This window comes from Haliea sp., from assembly GCF_041395985.1.
GTDB lineage: Bacteria > Pseudomonadota > Gammaproteobacteria > Pseudomonadales > Halieaceae > Haliea.
On the sequence record NZ_JAWKZJ010000007.1, the window covers coordinates 171481 to 189506 of the forward strand.

At 59.3% G+C, this 18026-nt stretch carries 30 protein-coding genes; 28 read left to right on the forward strand and 2 right to left on the reverse strand.

All coding sequences use genetic code 11. The features are described from left to right. Positions 1–3: 3 nt before the first annotated feature. The gene (locus R3E49_RS13820; protein WP_371295572.1) at positions 4–990 is read right to left on the reverse strand and encodes an integron integrase; all 987 of its coding nucleotides are present in this window, start codon (positions 988–990) and stop codon (positions 4–6) included. Positions 991–1327: 337 nt separating this feature from the next. On the opposite strand from R3E49_RS13820, the gene R3E49_RS13825 reads away from it, so the two are divergent. The 23 genes from R3E49_RS13825 (at position 1328) to R3E49_RS13935 (ending at position 12737) form a co-directional block, all read left to right on the forward strand. Further along, positions 1328–1933: a PIN domain-containing protein gene (locus R3E49_RS13825; protein WP_371295573.1), complete on the forward strand. Its 606-nt coding sequence runs from the start codon at positions 1328–1330 to the stop codon at positions 1931–1933. Between the two features lie 190 nt (positions 1934–2123). Next, positions 2124–2357 (forward strand): CopG family transcriptional regulator, encoded by a 234-nt coding sequence (locus R3E49_RS13830; protein ID WP_290737629.1) that lies wholly within the window; start codon positions 2124–2126, stop codon positions 2355–2357. Next, a complete protein-coding gene (locus R3E49_RS13835) occupies positions 2344–2607 on the forward strand; it encodes a type II toxin-antitoxin system RelE/ParE family toxin (RefSeq protein WP_371295574.1) in 264 nt (87 codons plus the stop codon). Before R3E49_RS13830 ends, R3E49_RS13835 begins: the two co-directional genes overlap by 14 nt. Before the next feature lie 69 nt (positions 2608–2676). Beyond that, entirely contained in the window at positions 2677–3144 is a 468-nt protein-coding gene (gene arsN2 / locus R3E49_RS13840; RefSeq protein WP_290737623.1) for an arsenic resistance N-acetyltransferase ArsN2, read from the forward strand. Positions 3145–3181: 37 nt separating this feature from the next. After that, complete coding sequence (locus R3E49_RS13845; RefSeq protein ID WP_371295575.1) at positions 3182–3670, forward strand: AAA family ATPase; 489 nt, start codon at positions 3182–3184, stop codon at positions 3668–3670. Positions 3671–4004: 334 nt separating this feature from the next. Further along, complete coding sequence (locus R3E49_RS13850; RefSeq protein ID WP_290737617.1) at positions 4005–4418, forward strand: hypothetical protein; 414 nt, start codon at positions 4005–4007, stop codon at positions 4416–4418. Positions 4419–4520: 102 nt separating this feature from the next. Then, positions 4521–4892, forward strand: a complete 372-nt coding sequence (locus R3E49_RS13855) for a hypothetical protein (protein WP_290737614.1) — start codon at positions 4521–4523, stop codon at positions 4890–4892. Positions 4893–5020: 128 nt separating this feature from the next. Beyond that, positions 5021–5428, forward strand: a complete 408-nt coding sequence (locus tag R3E49_RS13860; RefSeq protein ID WP_371295576.1) for a DUF2784 domain-containing protein — start codon at positions 5021–5023, stop codon at positions 5426–5428. A gap of 125 nt (positions 5429–5553) precedes the next feature. Next, positions 5554–6012, forward strand: a complete 459-nt coding sequence (locus R3E49_RS13865; RefSeq protein ID WP_371295577.1) for a hypothetical protein — start codon at positions 5554–5556, stop codon at positions 6010–6012. A 146-nt stretch (positions 6013–6158) separates the two neighbouring features. After that, a complete protein-coding gene (locus R3E49_RS13870; protein ID WP_371295628.1) occupies positions 6159–6581 on the forward strand; it encodes a GNAT family N-acetyltransferase in 423 nt (140 codons plus the stop codon). Beyond that, positions 6574–6981 carry a GFA family protein gene (locus R3E49_RS13875; RefSeq protein ID WP_371295578.1) on the forward strand — a complete coding sequence of 136 codons (408 nt, stop codon included), beginning with the start codon at positions 6574–6576 and terminating at the stop codon, positions 6979–6981. Before R3E49_RS13870 ends, R3E49_RS13875 begins: the two co-directional genes overlap by 8 nt. Positions 6982–7364: 383 nt before the next feature. Next, positions 7365–7682: an antibiotic biosynthesis monooxygenase gene (locus R3E49_RS13880; RefSeq protein ID WP_371295579.1), complete on the forward strand. Its 318-nt coding sequence runs from the start codon at positions 7365–7367 to the stop codon at positions 7680–7682. A 46-nt stretch (positions 7683–7728) separates the two neighbouring features. Continuing rightward, entirely contained in the window at positions 7729–8514 is a 786-nt protein-coding gene (locus R3E49_RS13885) for an N-acyl homoserine lactonase family protein (RefSeq protein WP_371295580.1), read from the forward strand. A gap of 151 nt (positions 8515–8665) precedes the next feature. Continuing rightward, on the forward strand, positions 8666–9058 hold the full coding sequence (locus R3E49_RS13890) for a VOC family protein (protein ID WP_371295581.1): 393 nt from the start codon (positions 8666–8668) through the stop codon (positions 9056–9058). A 33-nt stretch (positions 9059–9091) separates the two neighbouring features. Next, positions 9092–9388: a 4a-hydroxytetrahydrobiopterin dehydratase gene (locus R3E49_RS13895; RefSeq protein ID WP_371295582.1), complete on the forward strand. Its 297-nt coding sequence runs from the start codon at positions 9092–9094 to the stop codon at positions 9386–9388. After that, positions 9378–9626 carry a TIGR03643 family protein gene (locus tag R3E49_RS13900; RefSeq protein ID WP_371295583.1) on the forward strand — a complete coding sequence of 83 codons (249 nt, stop codon included), beginning with the start codon at positions 9378–9380 and terminating at the stop codon, positions 9624–9626. The genes R3E49_RS13895 and R3E49_RS13900 overlap by 11 nt, the downstream gene beginning before the upstream one ends. Positions 9627–9699: 73 nt before the next feature. Beyond that, positions 9700–9954 (forward strand): VF530 family DNA-binding protein, encoded by a 255-nt coding sequence (locus R3E49_RS13905; protein WP_371295584.1) that lies wholly within the window; start codon positions 9700–9702, stop codon positions 9952–9954. Positions 9955–9973: 19 nt separating this feature from the next. Then, on the forward strand, positions 9974–10174 hold the full coding sequence (locus R3E49_RS13910; protein WP_371295585.1) for a hypothetical protein: 201 nt from the start codon (positions 9974–9976) through the stop codon (positions 10172–10174). A 37-nt stretch (positions 10175–10211) separates the two neighbouring features. Then, positions 10212–10583, forward strand: coding sequence for a hypothetical protein (locus tag R3E49_RS13915; RefSeq protein WP_371295586.1), 372 nt, complete (start codon positions 10212–10214; stop codon positions 10581–10583). Positions 10584–10651: 68 nt separating this feature from the next. Continuing rightward, positions 10652–10972 carry a DUF6122 family protein gene (locus tag R3E49_RS13920; RefSeq protein ID WP_290737584.1) on the forward strand — a complete coding sequence of 107 codons (321 nt, stop codon included), beginning with the start codon at positions 10652–10654 and terminating at the stop codon, positions 10970–10972. An 87-nt stretch (positions 10973–11059) separates the two neighbouring features. Then, complete coding sequence (locus R3E49_RS13925; protein WP_371295587.1) at positions 11060–11953, forward strand: neutral zinc metallopeptidase; 894 nt, start codon at positions 11060–11062, stop codon at positions 11951–11953. A gap of 38 nt (positions 11954–11991) precedes the next feature. Continuing rightward, positions 11992–12189 (forward strand): CPXCG motif-containing cysteine-rich protein, encoded by a 198-nt coding sequence (locus R3E49_RS13930; RefSeq protein WP_290737578.1) that lies wholly within the window; start codon positions 11992–11994, stop codon positions 12187–12189. A gap of 98 nt (positions 12190–12287) precedes the next feature. Further along, a complete protein-coding gene (locus R3E49_RS13935) occupies positions 12288–12737 on the forward strand; it encodes an SRPBCC domain-containing protein (protein ID WP_371295588.1) in 450 nt (149 codons plus the stop codon). Between the two features lie 3 nt (positions 12738–12740). On the opposite strand, the gene R3E49_RS13940 is transcribed toward R3E49_RS13935, so the two are convergent. Continuing rightward, a complete protein-coding gene (locus R3E49_RS13940) occupies positions 12741–13109 on the reverse strand; it encodes a DUF2306 domain-containing protein (protein WP_290737573.1) in 369 nt (122 codons plus the stop codon). Positions 13110–13210: 101 nt separating this feature from the next. On the opposite strand from R3E49_RS13940, the gene R3E49_RS13945 reads away from it, so the two are divergent. From R3E49_RS13945 to R3E49_RS13965, 5 genes are read left to right on the forward strand one after another with little or no spacing between them, the layout of a single operon-like run. After that, complete coding sequence (locus R3E49_RS13945; protein WP_371295589.1) at positions 13211–14014, forward strand: ZIP family metal transporter; 804 nt, start codon at positions 13211–13213, stop codon at positions 14012–14014. Positions 14015–14025: 11 nt separating this feature from the next. Then, positions 14026–14550, forward strand: a complete 525-nt coding sequence (locus tag R3E49_RS13950) for an MliC family protein (protein WP_371295590.1) — start codon at positions 14026–14028, stop codon at positions 14548–14550. Beyond that, a complete protein-coding gene (locus tag R3E49_RS13955) occupies positions 14547–17204 on the forward strand; it encodes an amidohydrolase family protein (protein ID WP_371295591.1) in 2658 nt (885 codons plus the stop codon). Before R3E49_RS13950 ends, R3E49_RS13955 begins: the two co-directional genes overlap by 4 nt. Continuing rightward, positions 17201–17542, forward strand: coding sequence for a zinc ribbon domain-containing protein YjdM (locus R3E49_RS13960; protein WP_371295592.1), 342 nt, complete (start codon positions 17201–17203; stop codon positions 17540–17542). The genes R3E49_RS13955 and R3E49_RS13960 overlap by 4 nt, the downstream gene beginning before the upstream one ends. After that, on the forward strand, positions 17539–18021 hold the full coding sequence (locus R3E49_RS13965; RefSeq protein ID WP_371295593.1) for a nucleoside deaminase: 483 nt from the start codon (positions 17539–17541) through the stop codon (positions 18019–18021). The genes R3E49_RS13960 and R3E49_RS13965 overlap by 4 nt, the downstream gene beginning before the upstream one ends. The last annotated feature ends 5 nt before the right edge of the window (positions 18022–18026 follow it).

The window sequence follows — 18026 nt, forward strand, 5'->3', positions numbered from 1 at the left end:
GAGTTACGGACCATCCAGAGGGCTGACCACGCCCATGGCGCCTCGCCGAATCACATGGGTGTAGATCTCTGTGGTACGGACGTCACTGTGACCCAGCAACTTCTGGATGGTGCGCAGGTCGTAGCCCTGCTGGAGCAGGCGTGTAGCGAAGCTGTGCCGGAAGGTGTGGCACTTGATGTGTTTGTTGATACCCGAGGCCCGCCTGGCCTTGCAGAGGGCCTTGCGCAATGCGGATTCATGCAGATGATGGCGCCGTAGCACCCCGGTTCGCGGGTCTTTACCTATGCCTGTTGAGGGAAACAGGTACTGCCAGGCAAGCTCTTTGGCTGCATTCGGATATTTGCGGGCCAGGGCGTAAGGCATATAAACCTCGCCATAACCAGCCCTCAGGTCCTGCTCGTGCTGACAAGCTACCCGCGTGATCTGTTCCTCAAGCAGTGGCCTCAACTGATCCGGTAGGATGGTGGTGCGGTCCTTGTCGCCCTTTCCCGAGCGCACGGTGATTGTAGACAGCTCGAAATCAACATCCTTGATGCGCAGCGACAGCATTTCATTGAGCCGCATGCCGGTACCGTAAAGCAGCGCGACCATGGTGCGGTGCAAGCCATGAAGGTGCTCGATAACCAGCATGGCTTCCTGATGACTCAGCACTACAGGTAGCCGAGGCTGGACCTTCGCCCGGGAGAAGCTCAGGCCCTCGACAGCTACCCCCATGAATTTCTTGTAGAGATAGACCAGTGCGTTCAGCGCTATATGTTGTGTTGAAGGTGAACATGATCGCTCGTTGGCCAGTGCGCTGAGAAACTGGCAGATATGAGCATCTGAGAGCCTGGCTGGGTGCTGTTTGCCGTGGAACAGGATATAGCGCCTGATCCAGTGGATGTAAGTCTTCTCGGTCTTCCAGGCATAACCTGCATCCCGCATGTGACGGCGGACCTGGTCGAGTAGCCTGGGCGAGTTGGGGGAGATGGCTGGTCTGATGTCGTCCATGGTTGTTGATCGCCAATACTGTACTTATATACAGTAGTCTGGTGCGGACGGATTGCAAGCGGCTTTTCACCAAAAAGATGTGAGACGGGTCAAGTGGTTTGAGGTAAGTTATTGAATTTATCTAAATAAACGCCACATGACCTGGGCGAATTTGATGTCTTGCTAACCTCCAGATGCTCCGACTAACACGCGGCTCTTGCGACCCAGGTCTCTCAGGTTGTTGATTCAGTGGGGGATGTCACCTTTGAACTCGCACGGCGTGCTGGAGTTAGCAAGCGGGGTGTTATACGGTCTGGTCTTTCTAATAAGCTGTTAGGGCCAGAAAAGGACTGAGCAATTGAAGAACAATTACGTCCTGATCGATTACGAGAATGTCCAGCCGAAAAGCCTGGAAGTGCTAAAAGGCCACGAGTTCAAGGTCATTGTTTTCGTTGGAGCAAATCAGGCGAAAATTCCCTTTGAGCTCGCATCGGCTCTGCAAGCCCTTGGCAGCAATGCGGAGTACGTGAAAATTGGAGGCAACGGGCCGAATGCTCTCGATTTTCATATTGCGTTCTATATCGGCCAATTGGCCGAAAAGGATCCGAATGGTTACTTCCACATCATCTCAAGAGATACTGGGTTTGATCCTCTGATCAAGCATCTCAAGGAGAGGAAGATTCTCGCTCAACGCGAAAAGGAGCTTGCTGAAATACCGCTGTTAAGGATTTCCAATGCCACGTCGGTTGCAGAAAAGATCGAGGCAATCGTCAAGAGCTTGGCTGCCCGTGGGCACTCGAGGCCGCGCAAAGTCAAAACACTATCCAACACCATCAATGCATTGTTTCTGAAGAAGCTCGAAGAAAGCGAACTGGAAGCAATCATTGAGCAAATGAAGAAGCAGAAACTGATCGTCGTTGAGAATGAGAATGTCAGTTACAAGCCGCCGATCAGTCAGCCCTAACAAGGCGGTCAAGTCGTTCGCCTGCGGCTCACTCGGACGTTCAGCACTCCGCGCCTGCTCGGGCATGGCTTCGCCATTTTTGCCCGATCAGTCGCTCCGTACTGAACGCCGCTTACCTGGGCGTTAATTGCCCTCTTGAGCGTCAAAACGCTATAGCGCTATAATGTCTTAACGCTGTCTGGAGGTCATTATGAGTAATTTATCAAAGCGTTCAACTATCTATTTTGAGCCAGATATCCACCAAGCCCTGAAAGTACGGGCTGCTTCATCACATTTGTCCATGTCAGAGCTTGTTGACGAGGCGGTCCGCCTTCTTATGAATGAAGACCAAGAAGATTTGGCCGCATTTTCTGAGCGAGAGGGCGAAAAAGAGATCAGCTATGACGCCTTGCTTAATGATCTAAAGAAGCATGGCAAAATTTAAACTTACCTTTAAGAAGTCTGTTGCCAAAGACTTACGGAGCATCCCGTCAGCTGACGTTCAGCGCATTCTACAGAGAGTCGAAATGCTGGCGGATAACCCCAGAGGGGAAGGGTGCGTCAAGCTTTCAGTCCAGGAACGGTATAGGGTGCGCCAAGGCGTTTACCGTGTTGTCTACGAAATCCGTGATGAATCTCTCATTGTTTTGGTGGTAAAAGTTGCGCACCGTTCAGCGGTTTACAAGGGCAATTAACAAGGCCATATTGCGGACAAATTCCAGTTGCCGCAAATGGCGGCGTTAAGCAGTCGGGCGCGTCGCCTAATGCAAGAGATAAATTTCAGTATTGAAGTGAAAGAGCTTCTGGAATCCTATGGGCTTCCCGTAGCCGATATCCCAGGGAATGACCAAATTCGGCTTTTTGGTATTAAAGCGGATGGGGCGCTTACCGCAGTCGTTGGTATAGAGGTTTATGAGGAATATGCCTTAGTTCGGTCGCTTGCCGTTAAGCAGCAGTTCCGGGGGAGCGGGATTGGACGAAACCTGATCGCTTCATTGGAGGACTGGGCGAGAACAAAGCGTGTGGCCAGGCTGTTTCTATTGACCGAAACAGCGGGCCGCTTCTTTGGGTATCAGGGATACAGGCCTATTCCGCGTTCCGAAACACCGCAAGTGATAAAAGATACATCTGAGTTCTCAGGTATATGCCCTGGTTCTGCGGAGTTAATGATCAAAGAGTTGATTGCTAGCAATGAGTCCACCGCGTACCAGGACAAAGCCGGCGCCAGTTAATTCGAGCGTTATGTGCCATTAAAGCTTCGGGGGCATCTTGAGTAAGATTCTGGTTTTTGGAAACTCTGGTTCTGGTAAGTCCACGTTTTCCAAGCAGATTGCACGGAAACTCGGTTTGGCTCACTTAGATTTGGATGTCTTGGCATGGCTTCCGACAGATCCACCCAAAAGAATGCCTATTGAAGAATCTAAAGAAAAAATTAATGATTTCATAGCCGAGCATGAAAGTTGGGTGGTTGAGGGGTGCTATACCGATTTATTGGAACTCCTGAAACATGAGGCATCGGAAGTTGTATTTATGGATCTAACTGTTGAGCAATGTATCGCCAATGCCAAGAGTCGTCCATGGGAGCCGCATAAATACACGTCCAAAGAAGCGCAGGATGCCAACTTGGATATGCTGATAGATTGGATTAAGGACTATACATTCAGATCAGACTCATTTTCTTATGAATCGCATCGTAGATTGTATGAATCGTTCCATGGAAAAAAGATTGCTTATACGGAGAATCAAGCCCACACATGACGATGCGCTGTAGATCGAGGGCCAACTTCGTGCACTTTATGCGCTGTCGGTTAGCTCCGAATTTCGCGCACAAAGTTAACCGCGCCTAAGCGCGGCGTTAGGTGTAACCGGTGACCGCCGGTGAGAGTTGTCTCCACAGTTCGCAGAGGTTACGGAGTACTTCGACACCCACCTGGCGGGATCGGTCTTCGGCTTCGTATAGGATCCACGTTCCCGGTCAACTCTCCCTTGTCTATCAATCAACAGAGATAGGCGAAAGAGAAGGCTAGTTTGGCGTCGACCACGCGCAGTAGTCTAACGATCACGATCCAATATCGAGAGACAGAGGCACCAGATGATAACCGCCTACCAGATAGCCATCGTATCCGCCGGTGTATTCTTCCTCAACGGCCTGGTGACGGGTGTCTGGAAGTATTTGCAGATAGCCGCGAGCGACAACGCTCAGGCACATCCCTATGTGGATATCGCCCACAGGGCCTCATTGATGTACAGCTTCGCCACGATCCTGATTGCCGTGTTCGTGGACATCAGCCAGCTTCCAAACATGGTCGAGATTATGGCAACGCTTGCGCTCATTGTGTACTTCGCGCTGGCAATCGCCATCTACATGATCCACGGCTATCTCGGCGACACTGACAATCAGTTGCGCGAGATTAACGCTGTGACCCGCTGGTTCATGTGGACGCTAATAGCCGCCGAACTCGGCGGGTTTCTGATCTTGTTCTACGGCGTTCTGGTGGCCCTTTAAATCCGATTGATCGGCTGGTGATATCGCTCCATGCCGTAGGCAGATGTTAATCTGCCCGCAAGCGATTGGCGGTTTCGGTACTACCTGATGAGACCAAAGGGAATGAATACAATTCAGAGACTGATGCGTTCGCTCTTGCTTGCCTCTGTCGCACTGAACATCAGTGCATGCGATCAAGTCTTCACTGAGCCGCTCTTTGAAGCGGATGGCAAGCTTACCGTCGCCGAGCTGGACTATTTTCTCGGGGGAATGAAAGAAGCGGCCAACCTCAGTGAAGAGATGGACAGCTGTATCAAGGCGCAGGCAGAGCGTCGCGCGGAGATTGCGGGTGACCCGCAGACCATCGATCCAGAATCGCTGTCGCTGCCAGAGGAAAGTTGGGTGCCTTTGGGAAAGTCGGATAAGCGCATCATTCTGGCTCAGCTAGTCGTGACGGAGGCCAGTGTCTTCTGTTCGACAGGGCAAGAAATGTGAGTGCCTGGCAGCAGGGCAAGCTGGCAGTGGACTAGCATCACTTTGATGGGCCATCGAATCACGGCGCTTTTTGGCTCTCGCCAGCTCACCTCAGAGTCCGCTGCAGGGCCTCAAAGGGAGATCCGCTCTTGACCTATCAAGCACTTGCCGATGCCGTTCTTCTGCTGCACTTCGGCATTGTCCTCTTCGTCGTGTTGGGGCTCCCGGTGGTCATCATCGGCAACCGGGCAGGGTGGGGCTGGGTAAATCAGTTCGGGTGGCGCCTGGCCCATCTTGTTGCTATCGCGGTGGTCGCTCTACAGGCCTGGCTTGGACAGTACTGCCCGCTCACTGTTCTGGAGTCATGGCTTCGCGTCCAGGCGGGCGGCGCGGGCTACACGGGCAGCTTTATCGAGCACTGGCTGCAAAGCGTGCTGTATTACGAGGCGCCTTTGTGGGTTTTTGCGATTATCTATACTGCCTTCGGCCTCGTGGTGGCATGTGCGTGGTGGCGTTACCCACCTCAGTCGGGCAAACAGAAGGACCGGCAGGCTTAGGTATGGAAGCGTGAGCGACAGTGCGTGTGAAGCGCTCACCTTTTTCAGACTATGAGCAGCGAACGCATATCGATGCCGTAATGAAGCGGCGCTTCCTGGTTTGGCAAGCGTCCCGGAGACTCCCTGTGAAATTCGACATATCGAGCAACCTCAGAATCAGCTCCGAAGATATTTCCCGGCTGTTCACCATGGATGCTGTGAACCGGGAGTTGGGTCCGCTCATCCGCATGACCGTCCCACGGGCGTGGGCCGACAAGCCCATCGCCGAGTGGCCCACCGGCAGAGTGCTTTTCTCCAGCTGGATACTCCTGTTCGGAGTGCTGCCCGTCGATCGTCACACGTTCTTTTTCCAGCGCATCCACCCGCAGCAGGGCTTTTTAGAGGCATCGAGCTCTCTCGCCAACGCGGTGTGGCGGCACCAGCGGGAAATCACCCGGAGTGGCGCATTCTGCAGAGTCACGGACACAGTGGAGTTCCAGCCCAGATTGCCGTTCCTGGGCCGGGTTTTGGCACCGGTTTATCGCTTCGTTTTCAGACACCGCCATCAGGTGCTAAGGTCGCACTATGATGTGGGCGACGGCTGATTCAGCCATTCGCCAGCGCGACGTTGCGGGAGTTCGACCGATGCGCCCCCGGATGTCATTTCCATATCAGCAGCAGGTGGCGGGTGTTGAGTACACAGAATCAGGTTTCTCTCCGGGAGATTACGGCGGAAACGGTCCGGGCCGTGATGCAGCTCGCAGTAGCTGACGATCAGAACCGGTTTGTCGCACCGAATGCCTGGTCGCTGGGGCAGGCCTTGTTCTCGCCGGAGGCGTGGTATCGGGCGATTTATTGCGAAGAGGAGCCTGTGGGTTTCGTGATGCTTTCGGACCAGTCTCGGGTGGTTCCGATAGTTGAGGACCCGAAGGTGGAGGTGTGGCGATTCATGGTCGATGCGAGGCACCAGCACAAGGGTATCGGGCGGGCCGCGATGCGCCTGATCATCGAGCATGTGCGACGCAGGGGTCTGTTCAGGGCGTTGGGGATTTCCTATGTACCGGGTGAGGGAAGCCCCGAACAGTTCTACCGCTCCCTGGGCTTCAGGCCCACGGGCGAGGTGGATGACGGGGAAATTGTCATGACGCTGTCACTCGGGAATGACGATGACTGAGCACGCCGGATCTTGCCTCTGTGGCGCCGCGAAGTTCGTGGTGCACGGGGATTTCGACAGCTTTTACCTCTGTCACTGCCAGCGCTGCCAGAAGGACACGGGGTCTGCCCACGGGGCAAACCTCTTTTCGCAGTCAGCCACACTGACCTGGCTGGCCGGTGCGGATCAGGTGACGTCCTTCACCCTCCCCGGTACGCGGCACAGCAGAAGCTTTTGCAGCCGCTGTGGTTCGGCTTTACCGGGCGTGCAGTCTGCGGGATTGCTCGTCGTTCCCGCAGGGTGTCTGGACACGCCGCACCCGCTGTGGCCAACGGCGCACATCTTCACCTCCAGCAAAGCCGCCTGGGATGGCCAGTGCGATGACGTACCCGCATTTGAAGGGCTCCCAACCCATGTTTAGAGGCCAGGGGCTGACCAGGCCACGATGTATATCGTTACTCGGTGCGCTGGTGTTCGCCGTTGTGGTTGCACTCGGGTCACATCTCTCTCCGGTGCTGGGCTATGTGTTTGCCCTGCTGGCGCTTGTCATGATTGTGGTTGCATTGCACATGCAATCAGTATGGCCCACACAATCGCGGCAGGAGCATGCCTTGGCCTTCGCGCTATTCTGGGGAACAATGCTCGGGGGTGTGGTACCGTTTATCGTGGCAGCCCTTCTGGAAGGAGGGGTGTCTGCGGTGATGAGCATCTTCACCTCATAGTCGTCGCACCCGCGGCGTTGCGGAGTTCCGGTGTGGCGAGTGAAACCAGTTGCCTTGTCCGTAAACCACAGTGGTGAAGCCTATGTCAGATATTGCCAGTACCCCCCGGCCACCGTATTACGCGGTGATCTTCAGTAGTCACCGCACCGAGGGTGATAATGGCTACGCGGAAATGGCGGACCGCATGGTTGACCTGGCGGCCCTGCAACCCGGGTTTCTCGGCATCGAGTCCGTGCGTGACGGCTTGGGCCTGACCGTATCCTATTGGGACAGCGTTGGGGCGATACGGGACTGGAAGCGGAACGCTGAGCACCAGGTAGCACAAGAGCGGGGTCGGAGTGCATGGTATTCAGGGTTCAAGGTCAGGATCGCCAGAGTAGAGCGGGACTACGGACTTTGAGTAGACTCTGGCGTGACAGATTCACCACTCTGATGCGGAGCACATAATGAAGCAACAGGCGCTGCGAATCTGGCCGCTGCTCACGGGCACACACCGTTATGAGAAGGTTGTATCGACCCGCAACCGGGGCCACGGCCAGTTCATCACCGCGCCCATTCTGGCCTACCTGATCGAGACTCCGAATGGCCGCATTCTGTACGATGTGGGCTGTGATTATCAGAAAATTGCCACCCCGGAACTGCGCTCGAAATACTACGACCCGATGCGTGATTTCTTCGACCCGCCGGTGATGGACGACAGCCAGCGCATACCCAGCTACCTGCAGCGGCTCGGCCTGACCGCCCGGGATATTGACCTCGTATTTCTCGGCCATCTGCACTTCGACCATGCGGGTGGTCTGTGTGATCTGCCGGGCTGTGAGGTTCACGTACATGCTGACGAGGTGCAGGCGGCCGCGACGCGGCTGGACAGCGGTGTTTTCGCCGACGAGGTGGCCGGTGCCAGTGGGTGGAACCTGCAGAGCGCGGAATACGAGGTTGCTCCCGGCGTCCATGCCCTGTGCACGCCGGGGCACACCGCCGGCCATATGTCGCTGTTCATCGAACTGCCCAAGGGTCGGCCGGTGATTCTGTGTGGCGACGCGGCGGACCTGACCGAAAACCTTACCGACGAGGTTGCACCGGGCTATTGCTGGCAGGACAACGAGGCACTGGCCATCAGCAGTATCAGGCGCATGAAATCGATCGCCGAGCGTGAAGGCGCAGAGCTGTGGCCAAATCACGATTTCGAGTTTTACCGGGGCCTGCCGGCGTTTCCTGCCTGGCGAGAGTAGGGGTAACGGTGCAACCCTGCGGATGCCAGGCCGGTGGTGCTGTTTCTGCGTATACCGATGACCCGTCGCCGGGCCTGGGGTAGGATAGGCGCACGGCGCAGGCGACAGGCCGGAACGTAACAGATTCCAGAACCTATACGGAGAATACACGATGCTGAATCATGTCATGATTGGCTCTGACGATATCGAAAGATCCAAGCGCTTCTATACTGCCGTCCTGGGTGTGCTTGGCGCAGGCGCACCCATTGAGCACAAGAACGACACCGGACAGACGCGTCTGTTCTTCATGCACGATGGCTCCACCTTCAGTGTGAGCGAGCCCATCAACGGCAAGCCGGTCACCACCGCCAACGGCTCAACCATCGGCTTCGTCTGCAATTCGCCGGAGCAACTCCAGAAGTTCCACGATGTCGCCGTTGCCAATGGCGGCACCAGTGTGGAGGATCCACCCGGTCCCCGCGAAAGCACCATGGGCGTGATGTACCTGTGCTATTTCCTGGACCCGGACGGTCACAAGATCTGTGGTATCCATCGGCCCAGCTGAACGCTTTCCAACAGCCATTCCCGGGAGGTGAGCATGGTACAGCCCTGCGATGGAGACGTTCTGGAAGCCTCGCTGGCGGCGCTTAACGAGCAGGCGTCGGCGGCATGGTGTCTGCAAAACGGCAAGCTGCACCGTGAGTTCAAGTTTCCCGATTTCGTCTCGGCCTTTGCTTTCATGACACGGGTGGCACTGCTTGCCGAGCGGGCGAATCATCATCCCGAGTGGTCCAACGTCTACAACACGGTTGTGATCGACCTGACCACGCACGATGCGGGCGGTATCTCCCCGAAAGATTTCGACCTGGCGCGCGAGATCTCGCTTGCTGTCTGAAGAGGAGACATCGCGCGTTATCGAGATGGCCTGGGAAGACCGCACGCCCTTCGAGGCGATCGAGTCGCAATTCGGGTTGAACGAAGCCGGCGTGATTGCACTGATGCGCGTGAGCCTCAAGCCGGGCAGTTTCCGGCTTTGGCGAGCGCGAGTAACCGGCCGGGTGACCAAGCATGCCAGGTTGCGAGCGCCCGGTGTCTCTCGGGGGTACTGTCCCACGCAGTACAAGCCCCGGTAGTTGCTGCGGCGTCGGTGGTTTCACCGGTTCGCGGCCTGTACCATAGGCGATACCGCTTCCCGGGTGACGGCTCTTGACGACGACCAGACAGCAACCCAATAACCCACTGCATGGGATCACCCTTGAAAAGGCGCTGACCCGGCTCGTGGCGCATTACGGTTGGGACGGCCTCGCGCTGAGGATCGATGTGAACTGTTTCAAGAGCGATCCATCTATCAAGTCATCGTTGAAGTTCCTGCGCAAAACCGAGTGGGCCCGCAACAAGGTTGAGCGCTTATACGTTTCGACTTTCGATTCGCAATCTCCCTGGGGGTATTCCCAGCGCTGAAAGCAGGAGCACTGTATTCATGAGGTTTATCACTACCGTGGCAGTGCTGGCGCTGCTGGCCGCCTGCAGTAATGAACAGATGTACTCCGCGGTACAGCAGAACCAGCAACTTGAGTGTGCCAAACTGCCGCAGAACGCGTACGAAGAATGCATGCGCGAAACCGGAATGTCCTACCGTGAGTATGAGCGGAAACGCCAGGAACTTCTCAAGGATGACTAACCCGCCGCCGGCGCTGTCCGGCTGTTGAGCGCCGTCTATGGTGTCGAAAGCAAAGCTCTACGCCCAATTGGACCGTTTGGAGGACGAGCTGGAGGAGCGGCTGGTCATGCATCTGGAGGCGGCAGCAACGGGTGCCAACGACTTTGCCTTCTGTGCAACGGATTTCAGAGCAGCCTCGCGACCCAACGATCGCATCGACGCGGAGGCCGACGCCCTGGTGCATCTCGGCCGACGGATCCTGACCCTGAGAGAGAAGCTGGGTGAGTCATCGGCGGGCACCCCCGCAGAACGTCTCTGCTGGTATTGCCGCAAATGGGGCGAGGCGGGAGATGACGGGCGGAGAGCCGCACGGGAACTCGCGAGCGATTTTCTGCAGGAGATCAACCAGCGTCTGGCAGGCGAAGACTGAGTGCGGGTCCCGACCCGTAAGTGTTCACGCCATGCGCAGTGGCGGCGACAGAGGTGCCGCGTGTATACATGCTGCACATAGCGCTGCATTTTCTGGTTCCCCTGCTGGTGGCACGGCTGTTCTTCCGCCGCCGTTGGCAAACTGCGTTTCTGGTGATGGTCGCCACCATGCTGGTTGACCTCGATCATCTGCTGGCACAACCTATCTACGACCCCGGCCGCTGCAGTATCGGCTTTCATCCATTGCATCAACTGTGGCTGATTGCTGTGTATGTGCTGCTCAGCCTGTTTCCCGCCAGCCGCCTGGTGGGCCTGGGTTTGTCGGTGCACATGCTGCTGGATGCAGCGGATTGTCAGGTGACCAGCGGGGTTTGGGTCCACCCGGGATGATCTCCCTGGACCGTCCTCGTTGTCCGCCGCGGTCTGTCTGGTCTATTCTCTCCCTTTCGTTGGATGGATGTCGCACAGGGGCAGGGTATGGATTGGCGCGGCAGGCGGCGCAGTAGCAACGTTGAGGATCGGCGCGGTCAGCCGGTCCGCGCCGGCGGCGTGCCGGGCGCTATGCTCTTACTGCGTATTCTGCCCTGGCTGCTGCGCAGTAAGGCCGGGCGCGTCATGCTCGGGTTGGGTGTGGTCGCGTTTGTTGGTGCCCGGATGCTGGGTATTGACGTGTTGCAGGTTGCGCCAGACTCGGGCCCGGCGGCCACAGCGGCGCCCATCAGCGCGCAGGAGCAGGAGCTGGCCGAGTTTGTTGCGGTTGTGCTGGCAGATACCGAAGCCACCTGGCAGGCAATATTCGACGCATCCGGCGCCACCTATGAAGAGCCGGTGCTGGTGCTCTTTCGCCAGCGGGTTGCCTCTGCCTGTGGTTCGGCCAGCGCCGCCGTCGGCCCTTTCTATTGCCCCGCGGATCGCAAGGTCTACCTGGATCTGAGTTTCTTCCGCGACCTCGATCGCCAGCTGGGGGCGCCCGGCGACTTCGCCCAGGCCTACGTGATTGCCCATGAGGTGGGGCATCACGTGCAGACGCTGCTGGGCATCAGCCAGCGGGTGCGCGCCAGTGGGCAGGGCAGGCCCGCCGCCGACGTGAATGCGCTGTCGGTGCGGCAGGAGCTGCAGGCGGATTGCTTTGCCGGAGTCTGGGGCTATGCGGCGCAGCAGTTCCGGCAGATGCTGGAGCCGGGTGACCTTGAGGAGGCGCTCCGCGCCGCGTCCGCCATTGGCGACGACCGTTTACAGCGCCGCAGCGGTGGCGACATTGTTCCCGACAGCTTCACCCACGGTACGTCGGCGCAACGGGTAGCGTGGTTCCGCCGCGGTTTCGAGACTGGCGATATGGGGCAGTGCGATACCTTTGCCGGCCCCGTGTAGCTGCGTCTACGCGATCATTCACGCATCAGGAGGGCCGGATGTCGGCTTTGCACCAACAGCACATAGACTGCCCGTATTGTGGCGAGTCCATCGAGGTGCTGATCGACGAAAGCGAGGCGGGTCAACAGTATATCGAAGACTGCCAGGTCTGCTGTCGCCCGATTCTGTTCCACGTTGCCATGACCATGGATGGCGAGCTGTCGGTCTCAGTCCACGACGAGAACGAAGCGCTCTGAGCGCGTTGGTGTGTGGTGTGGTTAACCGCGTTATGATGGCCGGCCAGGCCGCAGGAGTGCGGCCGACTTGAGCGGTGCGGCTGCTCCTGAGGATCATTATGTTTGAAATTCTGCTGACGGAAGAGATTCAGGCCCCCTCTGAGGTGGTTTGGGAGGTGATCACGAATACCGCGGCCTATCCGCAGTGGAACACCTTTGTCGTTGCCTGCGAATCCACGTTCCAGGTGGGAGACCCGATCCACATGAAGGTCCGGGTCCTGCCGTTCATGGTGCAGCCGCAAACGGAAACGATCTGGCGCAATGAGCCGGGCCGCTTGCTGGATTACGGTATCAAGGCTCCGCTCGGCGCACTCGCGAGTACCCGTCAGCATCGCCTGTCAGCAACACCCTCGGGGGGCACGCATTACGAGTCCCTGTTCCGGCTGGAGGGGTGGTTCTCGCCCGTGGTGGGATTGCTCTTTGGCGCCCAGCTGCGCCGCGGCTTTGGTGAGATGACCCGCGGCATTGCGAACCGCGCAATGGACGTCAATGCCGCGGTCCGGGCCTGACGCTCAGGTGAAGAAAACACTGTGCAGCAGGCGCCCCGGGAGGGCGATCGCGCCAATCGCGGCGCCCACCGTACCCAGGTAGGCGCCGACGGCAAAACCGCGGTGGCGCCTGATGTTGCCGCGCCGAACCGCGATGACGGATACCACCACGCACACCAGCACCCAGATGGACAGCAGATGGATGGGCCCGTAGCCCATGAACAGGTTGCTGGGGCTGGTCAACCAGAATGATGAGAGGGCTGCGACGACCATCGCCAGCATCCAGGACCAGCCGATCCAGCGGTGGGTTGGCGTGCCTTTCGCAGAGGCCAGTTGCAGGCCCCCGACCGCCAGCACCCAGAGTGCCGCCGCAAGGTGTATGTAGACACTCATGGCGCGGCGGGAGTGCTTCCCGGTCTGTTGTGAACACGCATGATCTACGCCTCCTGATGATACGCTGAACTGCATGGTAGAGTGCGCGCGCCGACGCGGCAATGGCCTTGCTTGCGACCACCGAGCACCTCCCGCACAATGCAGGGCATTACGCTGCAACCCGATACCGCATCGCCGTGGCCACTGACGGAATTCTCTACATTGTTGTGCTGACCTTCGCCGCGGGCCTCTGCATGCCGTTGGGCGGCTGGATCGCCAGTTTCGAACGCATCCAGCGGCGCTGGCTGGAAAAGGAGGTGCGCCACTTTCTGATTGCCCTGGGTGGTGGCCTCTTGCTGGGTGCGGTGTACGAGGTGCTGCTGCCGGAGGGCCTGGCCCGGTTTGGCAATTCCGTTTCTGCGGTGCTGCTGTTTGTCGCGGGTGGCCTCTTGGTGTTTTTGCTGGAGCGGCTGCTAGCCGCGCGACGCCGCGAGGCGCCTCAGCTACTGGGTATGTTGCTGGACTATGTGCCGGAGTCCATCGCACTCGGGGGGTTGATTGCAACTGATCCGTCGCTCGCCCTGGTCCTGGCCATTGTGATTGGCCTGCAGAACCTGCCCGAGGGTTTCAATGCCTATCGCGAGCTTGCGGCGGCGGGGCGCGACTCCTCTGCGAAAGTCCTGAGCCGGATGTCGCTGCTGACCCTGCTGGGTCCTTTGGCCGGACTTTCCGCGTATTTCTTTCTGGCCGATCTGCCGGCGGTGCTGGGGGCCATCATGCTGTTATCGGCCGGCGGTATCGTCTATCTCATGTTTCAGGACATCGCACCCCAGGCGCACCTGAACCGCCATTGGGCTCCACCGCTGGGCGCGGTGTTGGGGTTTGCGTTTACACTGTTAACGTCCCTCTGGTTGGGGCACGGTTAAGAGGTGATGCCATGTATCGTTTCCTGAGTTGTATGTCGCTGCTGCTTGTCACTACGGCCTGCACCGGTGCAGACAGCCCCGTGCCGTCAATGGCACTGTGCTCCGATGGCTGGGCACAGGGCGTCGAGTCGCAGTTGCAGACTGGCGATGGGCAGGGCCACGGGCCGGATATCGGCTCTGACGAGTGGCAGTCCGTTGTCGAGTTCCGGCTGGGTATACGCGATCTGCCCGGGCTGCCGGAGCGCGGCTCAGCGGCATGGTGTGCCTATGTCGACGCGCTGGCGATCAACAAGTCGCCGGTAATTTTCGTCTGTGAAGACGCAGCGGCGACGAAACTGGCCGTGCACTTCTTGCCCACCGAGCCGCGCACGCTAGTTGCCCGGAGCGGTGATCGCCTGGCATTGATGACACAGCAACGCAGTGCGAGCGGCGCGAAGTATGCAGGTGACGATGGGGCGCTCTGGGAGCACCATGGTGAGGCCACGGTAACCTGGGGGACGGGCGCGCCGGAGATGCGCTGTGAGGTGGCACAATGAGTTTCGGTGGCCTCTGCACGCGTGTGACGACCGCGTTCGTCAACCACCGTTCATCGGTCAGCGCACTGCACCGTGTGGCAGTGCTCACAGTTCTGGCCCTGTTGGCCGCCTGCAGCAACTACCCCGTGGGTAATCCGCAGGCAGACGTGTCCTTTGACCGCTCCGGGGGCGCGCTGCCGCTCTCCCCGGTGCCCCTGTTCCCCGTGGTGGAAGTCACCGTCAACGGGGTGCCGGGTTTCCGCTTTATCGTCGATACCGGTGCAACGCCCACGGCCATATTCCTGCACCAGGGGACTCGTCGCCTGGGCCTGCGGGGCACGGAAACCATCGGTGTGGGCGGTTCCGGCGGTGATGCGGAGAGAGCCCAGGCCTTTCTGGCCACCGATGTCGACCTCGAGATCGGCCCCGTAGCCTTGCGGGGCATGACAGTCGCCGTCCTGCCCGCCGCCACCCTGCCGCCCCTGGGTACCGATGCCGATTTTGCGATTGATGGCGTCATTGGCTACGACCTGTTCTCGCGCTTTGCGATCGAGGTGGATACCGCGGCCGGAACCCTGCGTTTCCTCGACTCCAGCGATGTGCAACGCCCGCCCTCCGCGGTTGAGCTGCCTTTGGCGGTTCGCGACTATGACGCCTACGTGCAACTCCCTGTTGTGCTGGAGGATCAGCAGGAGGAGGTGCTGTCTGACCTGCATCTGGATACCGGTATGACCGGCTGGATGTCGTTGATCCCGGATAGTGCCCCCGCCCTGAAGCGGCCCGAGTCGGGTTGGCTGAACACCGGGCGCGGCGTACAGGGCGATATTCAGAGCCTGCAGCAGTTTGGCAATGCGGTTCGCGTCGGGGACAAGGTGCTTGGCCCGTTCCTCACCAGCTACTCCGATGATGGCACCAGCATGGGCCGCCAGGGCCGCCTCGGCTCGCGCCTGCTATCCCGTTTCACCTATACGGTGGATTATCCCGGTGAGCGTCTGCTACTCGTTCCGCGTGCCGACAGCTTTCGTGAACCAGAGCGCGGCTACCTTGGGCTCTGGGGTGTGCCGCACCAGGGCGGTATGCGGGTATGGGTAGTGCAGCCCGGCTCCCCGGCAGACCTCGCCGGCATGCAGCCCGGACATTACCTCACTGTGAACGGCGAACCCTTTGCCGGAATGAGCTGGCCGGCGATGCATGACGCGCTGAACGGTGCACCCGATACGGTGGTCGAGCTTTGCCGAGCCACAGCTGAGGCGCCGGATTGCCGCACGGCGGTGTTGGCCGACGCGGCGGTGCCTCCGCCATTCCTGCCCGGGGAGGCCACTGTCGTCTTGCACGGCGTATCAGTGCTGAATTTCAGCGCGGAGGGGGCAGCGCTGGCGGTGGATCAGTCAGTGGTGATTGCCGCAGGCAAGATTCTGGCGGTCGGCGCTGCGGGCAGTGTTGAGGTGCCCCCGGGGGCGCTAAAGATCGCTGCCGACGGGCAGGTGTTGATGCCCGGGCTGGTCGATATGCACGTGCATGTGTGGGACGAGGCCGAATTGCCCGCCTATCTCGCCTATGGCGTTACCACCGTGCGCAATGCTTCGGGGATGCCCTTTCTGCTGGATCTGGGGGCGGCGGTGACGGCGGGTCACCTCGCGGGGCCCGACATTGTGACAACCGGGCCGATTCTCAACGGTAGCGGCCCCAATGCGCAGCTCAATCACGTGATCGTGGAAACAGCGGCGGATGCGCGTGCCGCGGTGCTGCGCCAGCATGCACAGGGGTATCGGCATCTGAAGGTGTACTCCAATCTCGCCCCGGACGCCTACGCAGCCATCCTTGCCGCTGCGGCGGAGCTGGGCATGAGCGTCATGGGCCATACGCCCGAAGGGCCACGCCTCGACGGCATACCGGCACAGCGCCCTTTCGTGATTCCCTTCGCATCGGTGCTCGATGACGAGCTGGCCAGCATTGAGCATGTGGAAAGCATTGTCTGGCACGGACTCGGCGAGCGACTTGACGAAACCGCGATGTGTCAGCTTGCGGAAGACATCGCTACTGCCGGTGTACCCGTGACCCCGACGCTGGTGGCTCACCATAATCTCCTGCAGGTTGCACGCAGTGATGGCGCCTATCTGCAGCGTGAGGGTGCAGATACCCTGAACCCGTTCATCGCGCAGATGGAACAGCCGGTGTATCAGTTCTGGAGCGCCCAGCCTGCGGATTACCGGGTAGAACAGGATGCGTTTTACCTGCGGGCGACGAACTGCCTTTATCAGGCGGGTGTGACCCTGCTGGCCGGTTCCGACGCAGGCATTTTTGTCAACGTGCCGGGCCTGTCGCTGCTGGATGAGCTGGAACTCCTGCAGGCGTCCGGCCTGCCGTCGGCCGACGTGCTGCGTGCTGCTACGCTGAATCCCGCGCAGGTGATGGGTCGCGCCGACAGTCATGGCCGCGTGGCGGCCGGGTTCGAGGCCGATCTGCTGCTTTTGCCCGGCAACCCGTTGGAGGACCTGTCGGTGTTGCGCCAGCCGGTGGCTGTGATCAGCGATGGGCGCTGGTATGATCGCGATGCGCGCTCGCGTCTGCTGCAACACGCTGCGGCAGCGCGTTCCCTGCAGCGCAGCGAACAGCGTGTCCTGCAGGCGATGGCCGCGCAGGGTACGTCATTGGAAGGTATATCAATGCCATGAGTAATCTGCCGGCCTGCCCCGAATGCCATTCACCCTACGCCTACGAACAGGGCGCGTTTCTCGTGTGCCCGGAATGCGGACATGAGTGGAATCCCGCCGACGCCGCTGACCCCGCCGATGAGCAGCAGGTCGTCTACGATGCCAACGGCAACCCGCTGGCGGATGGCGATACGGTCACGGTCATCAAGGACCTCAAGGTAAAAGGCTCTTCGCTGGTGGTGAAAGTCGGGACGCGCGTGAAGAATATTCGCCTGGTGGCGGGCGACCACGACATCGACTGTAAAATCGACGGAATAGGTGCAATGAAGCTGAAATCCGAATTTGTGAAGAAAGCATGACGGCCCCGCCTGAAGCCGAGCGTTTCATGCGCCGTGCCCTAGAACTCGGTCGCCACGCGGCAGATACCGGGGAGGGTGGTCCCTTCGGCGCGGTGATCGTGCGTGACGGGGACATTGTGGGTGAGGGCTGGAACCGCGTGATTGCGTCCAGCGACCCCACCGCACACGGTGAGGTGATGGCCATTCGCGACGCCTGCGCACAAGCGGGCCTGTTCAGCCTGGAAGGCTGTGATATCTACACCAGCGGCGAACCCTGCCCGATGTGCCTTGGCGCCATTTACTGGGCCCGCCTGCGCCATGTGTATTTCGGGTTTTCCATTGAGGACGCGGAACGCGTGGGTTTCGACGACAGGCGTTTCTACGCCGAACTGGCACTGCCGCCTGCGCAGCGTGCTGTGGGCCAGACGCAGGTTCTCGGCGAGGAGGCCTGCGAGGTACTGGACGCCTATCTGGGCCAGCCTGATCGCGTGCGCTACTGAGGCAA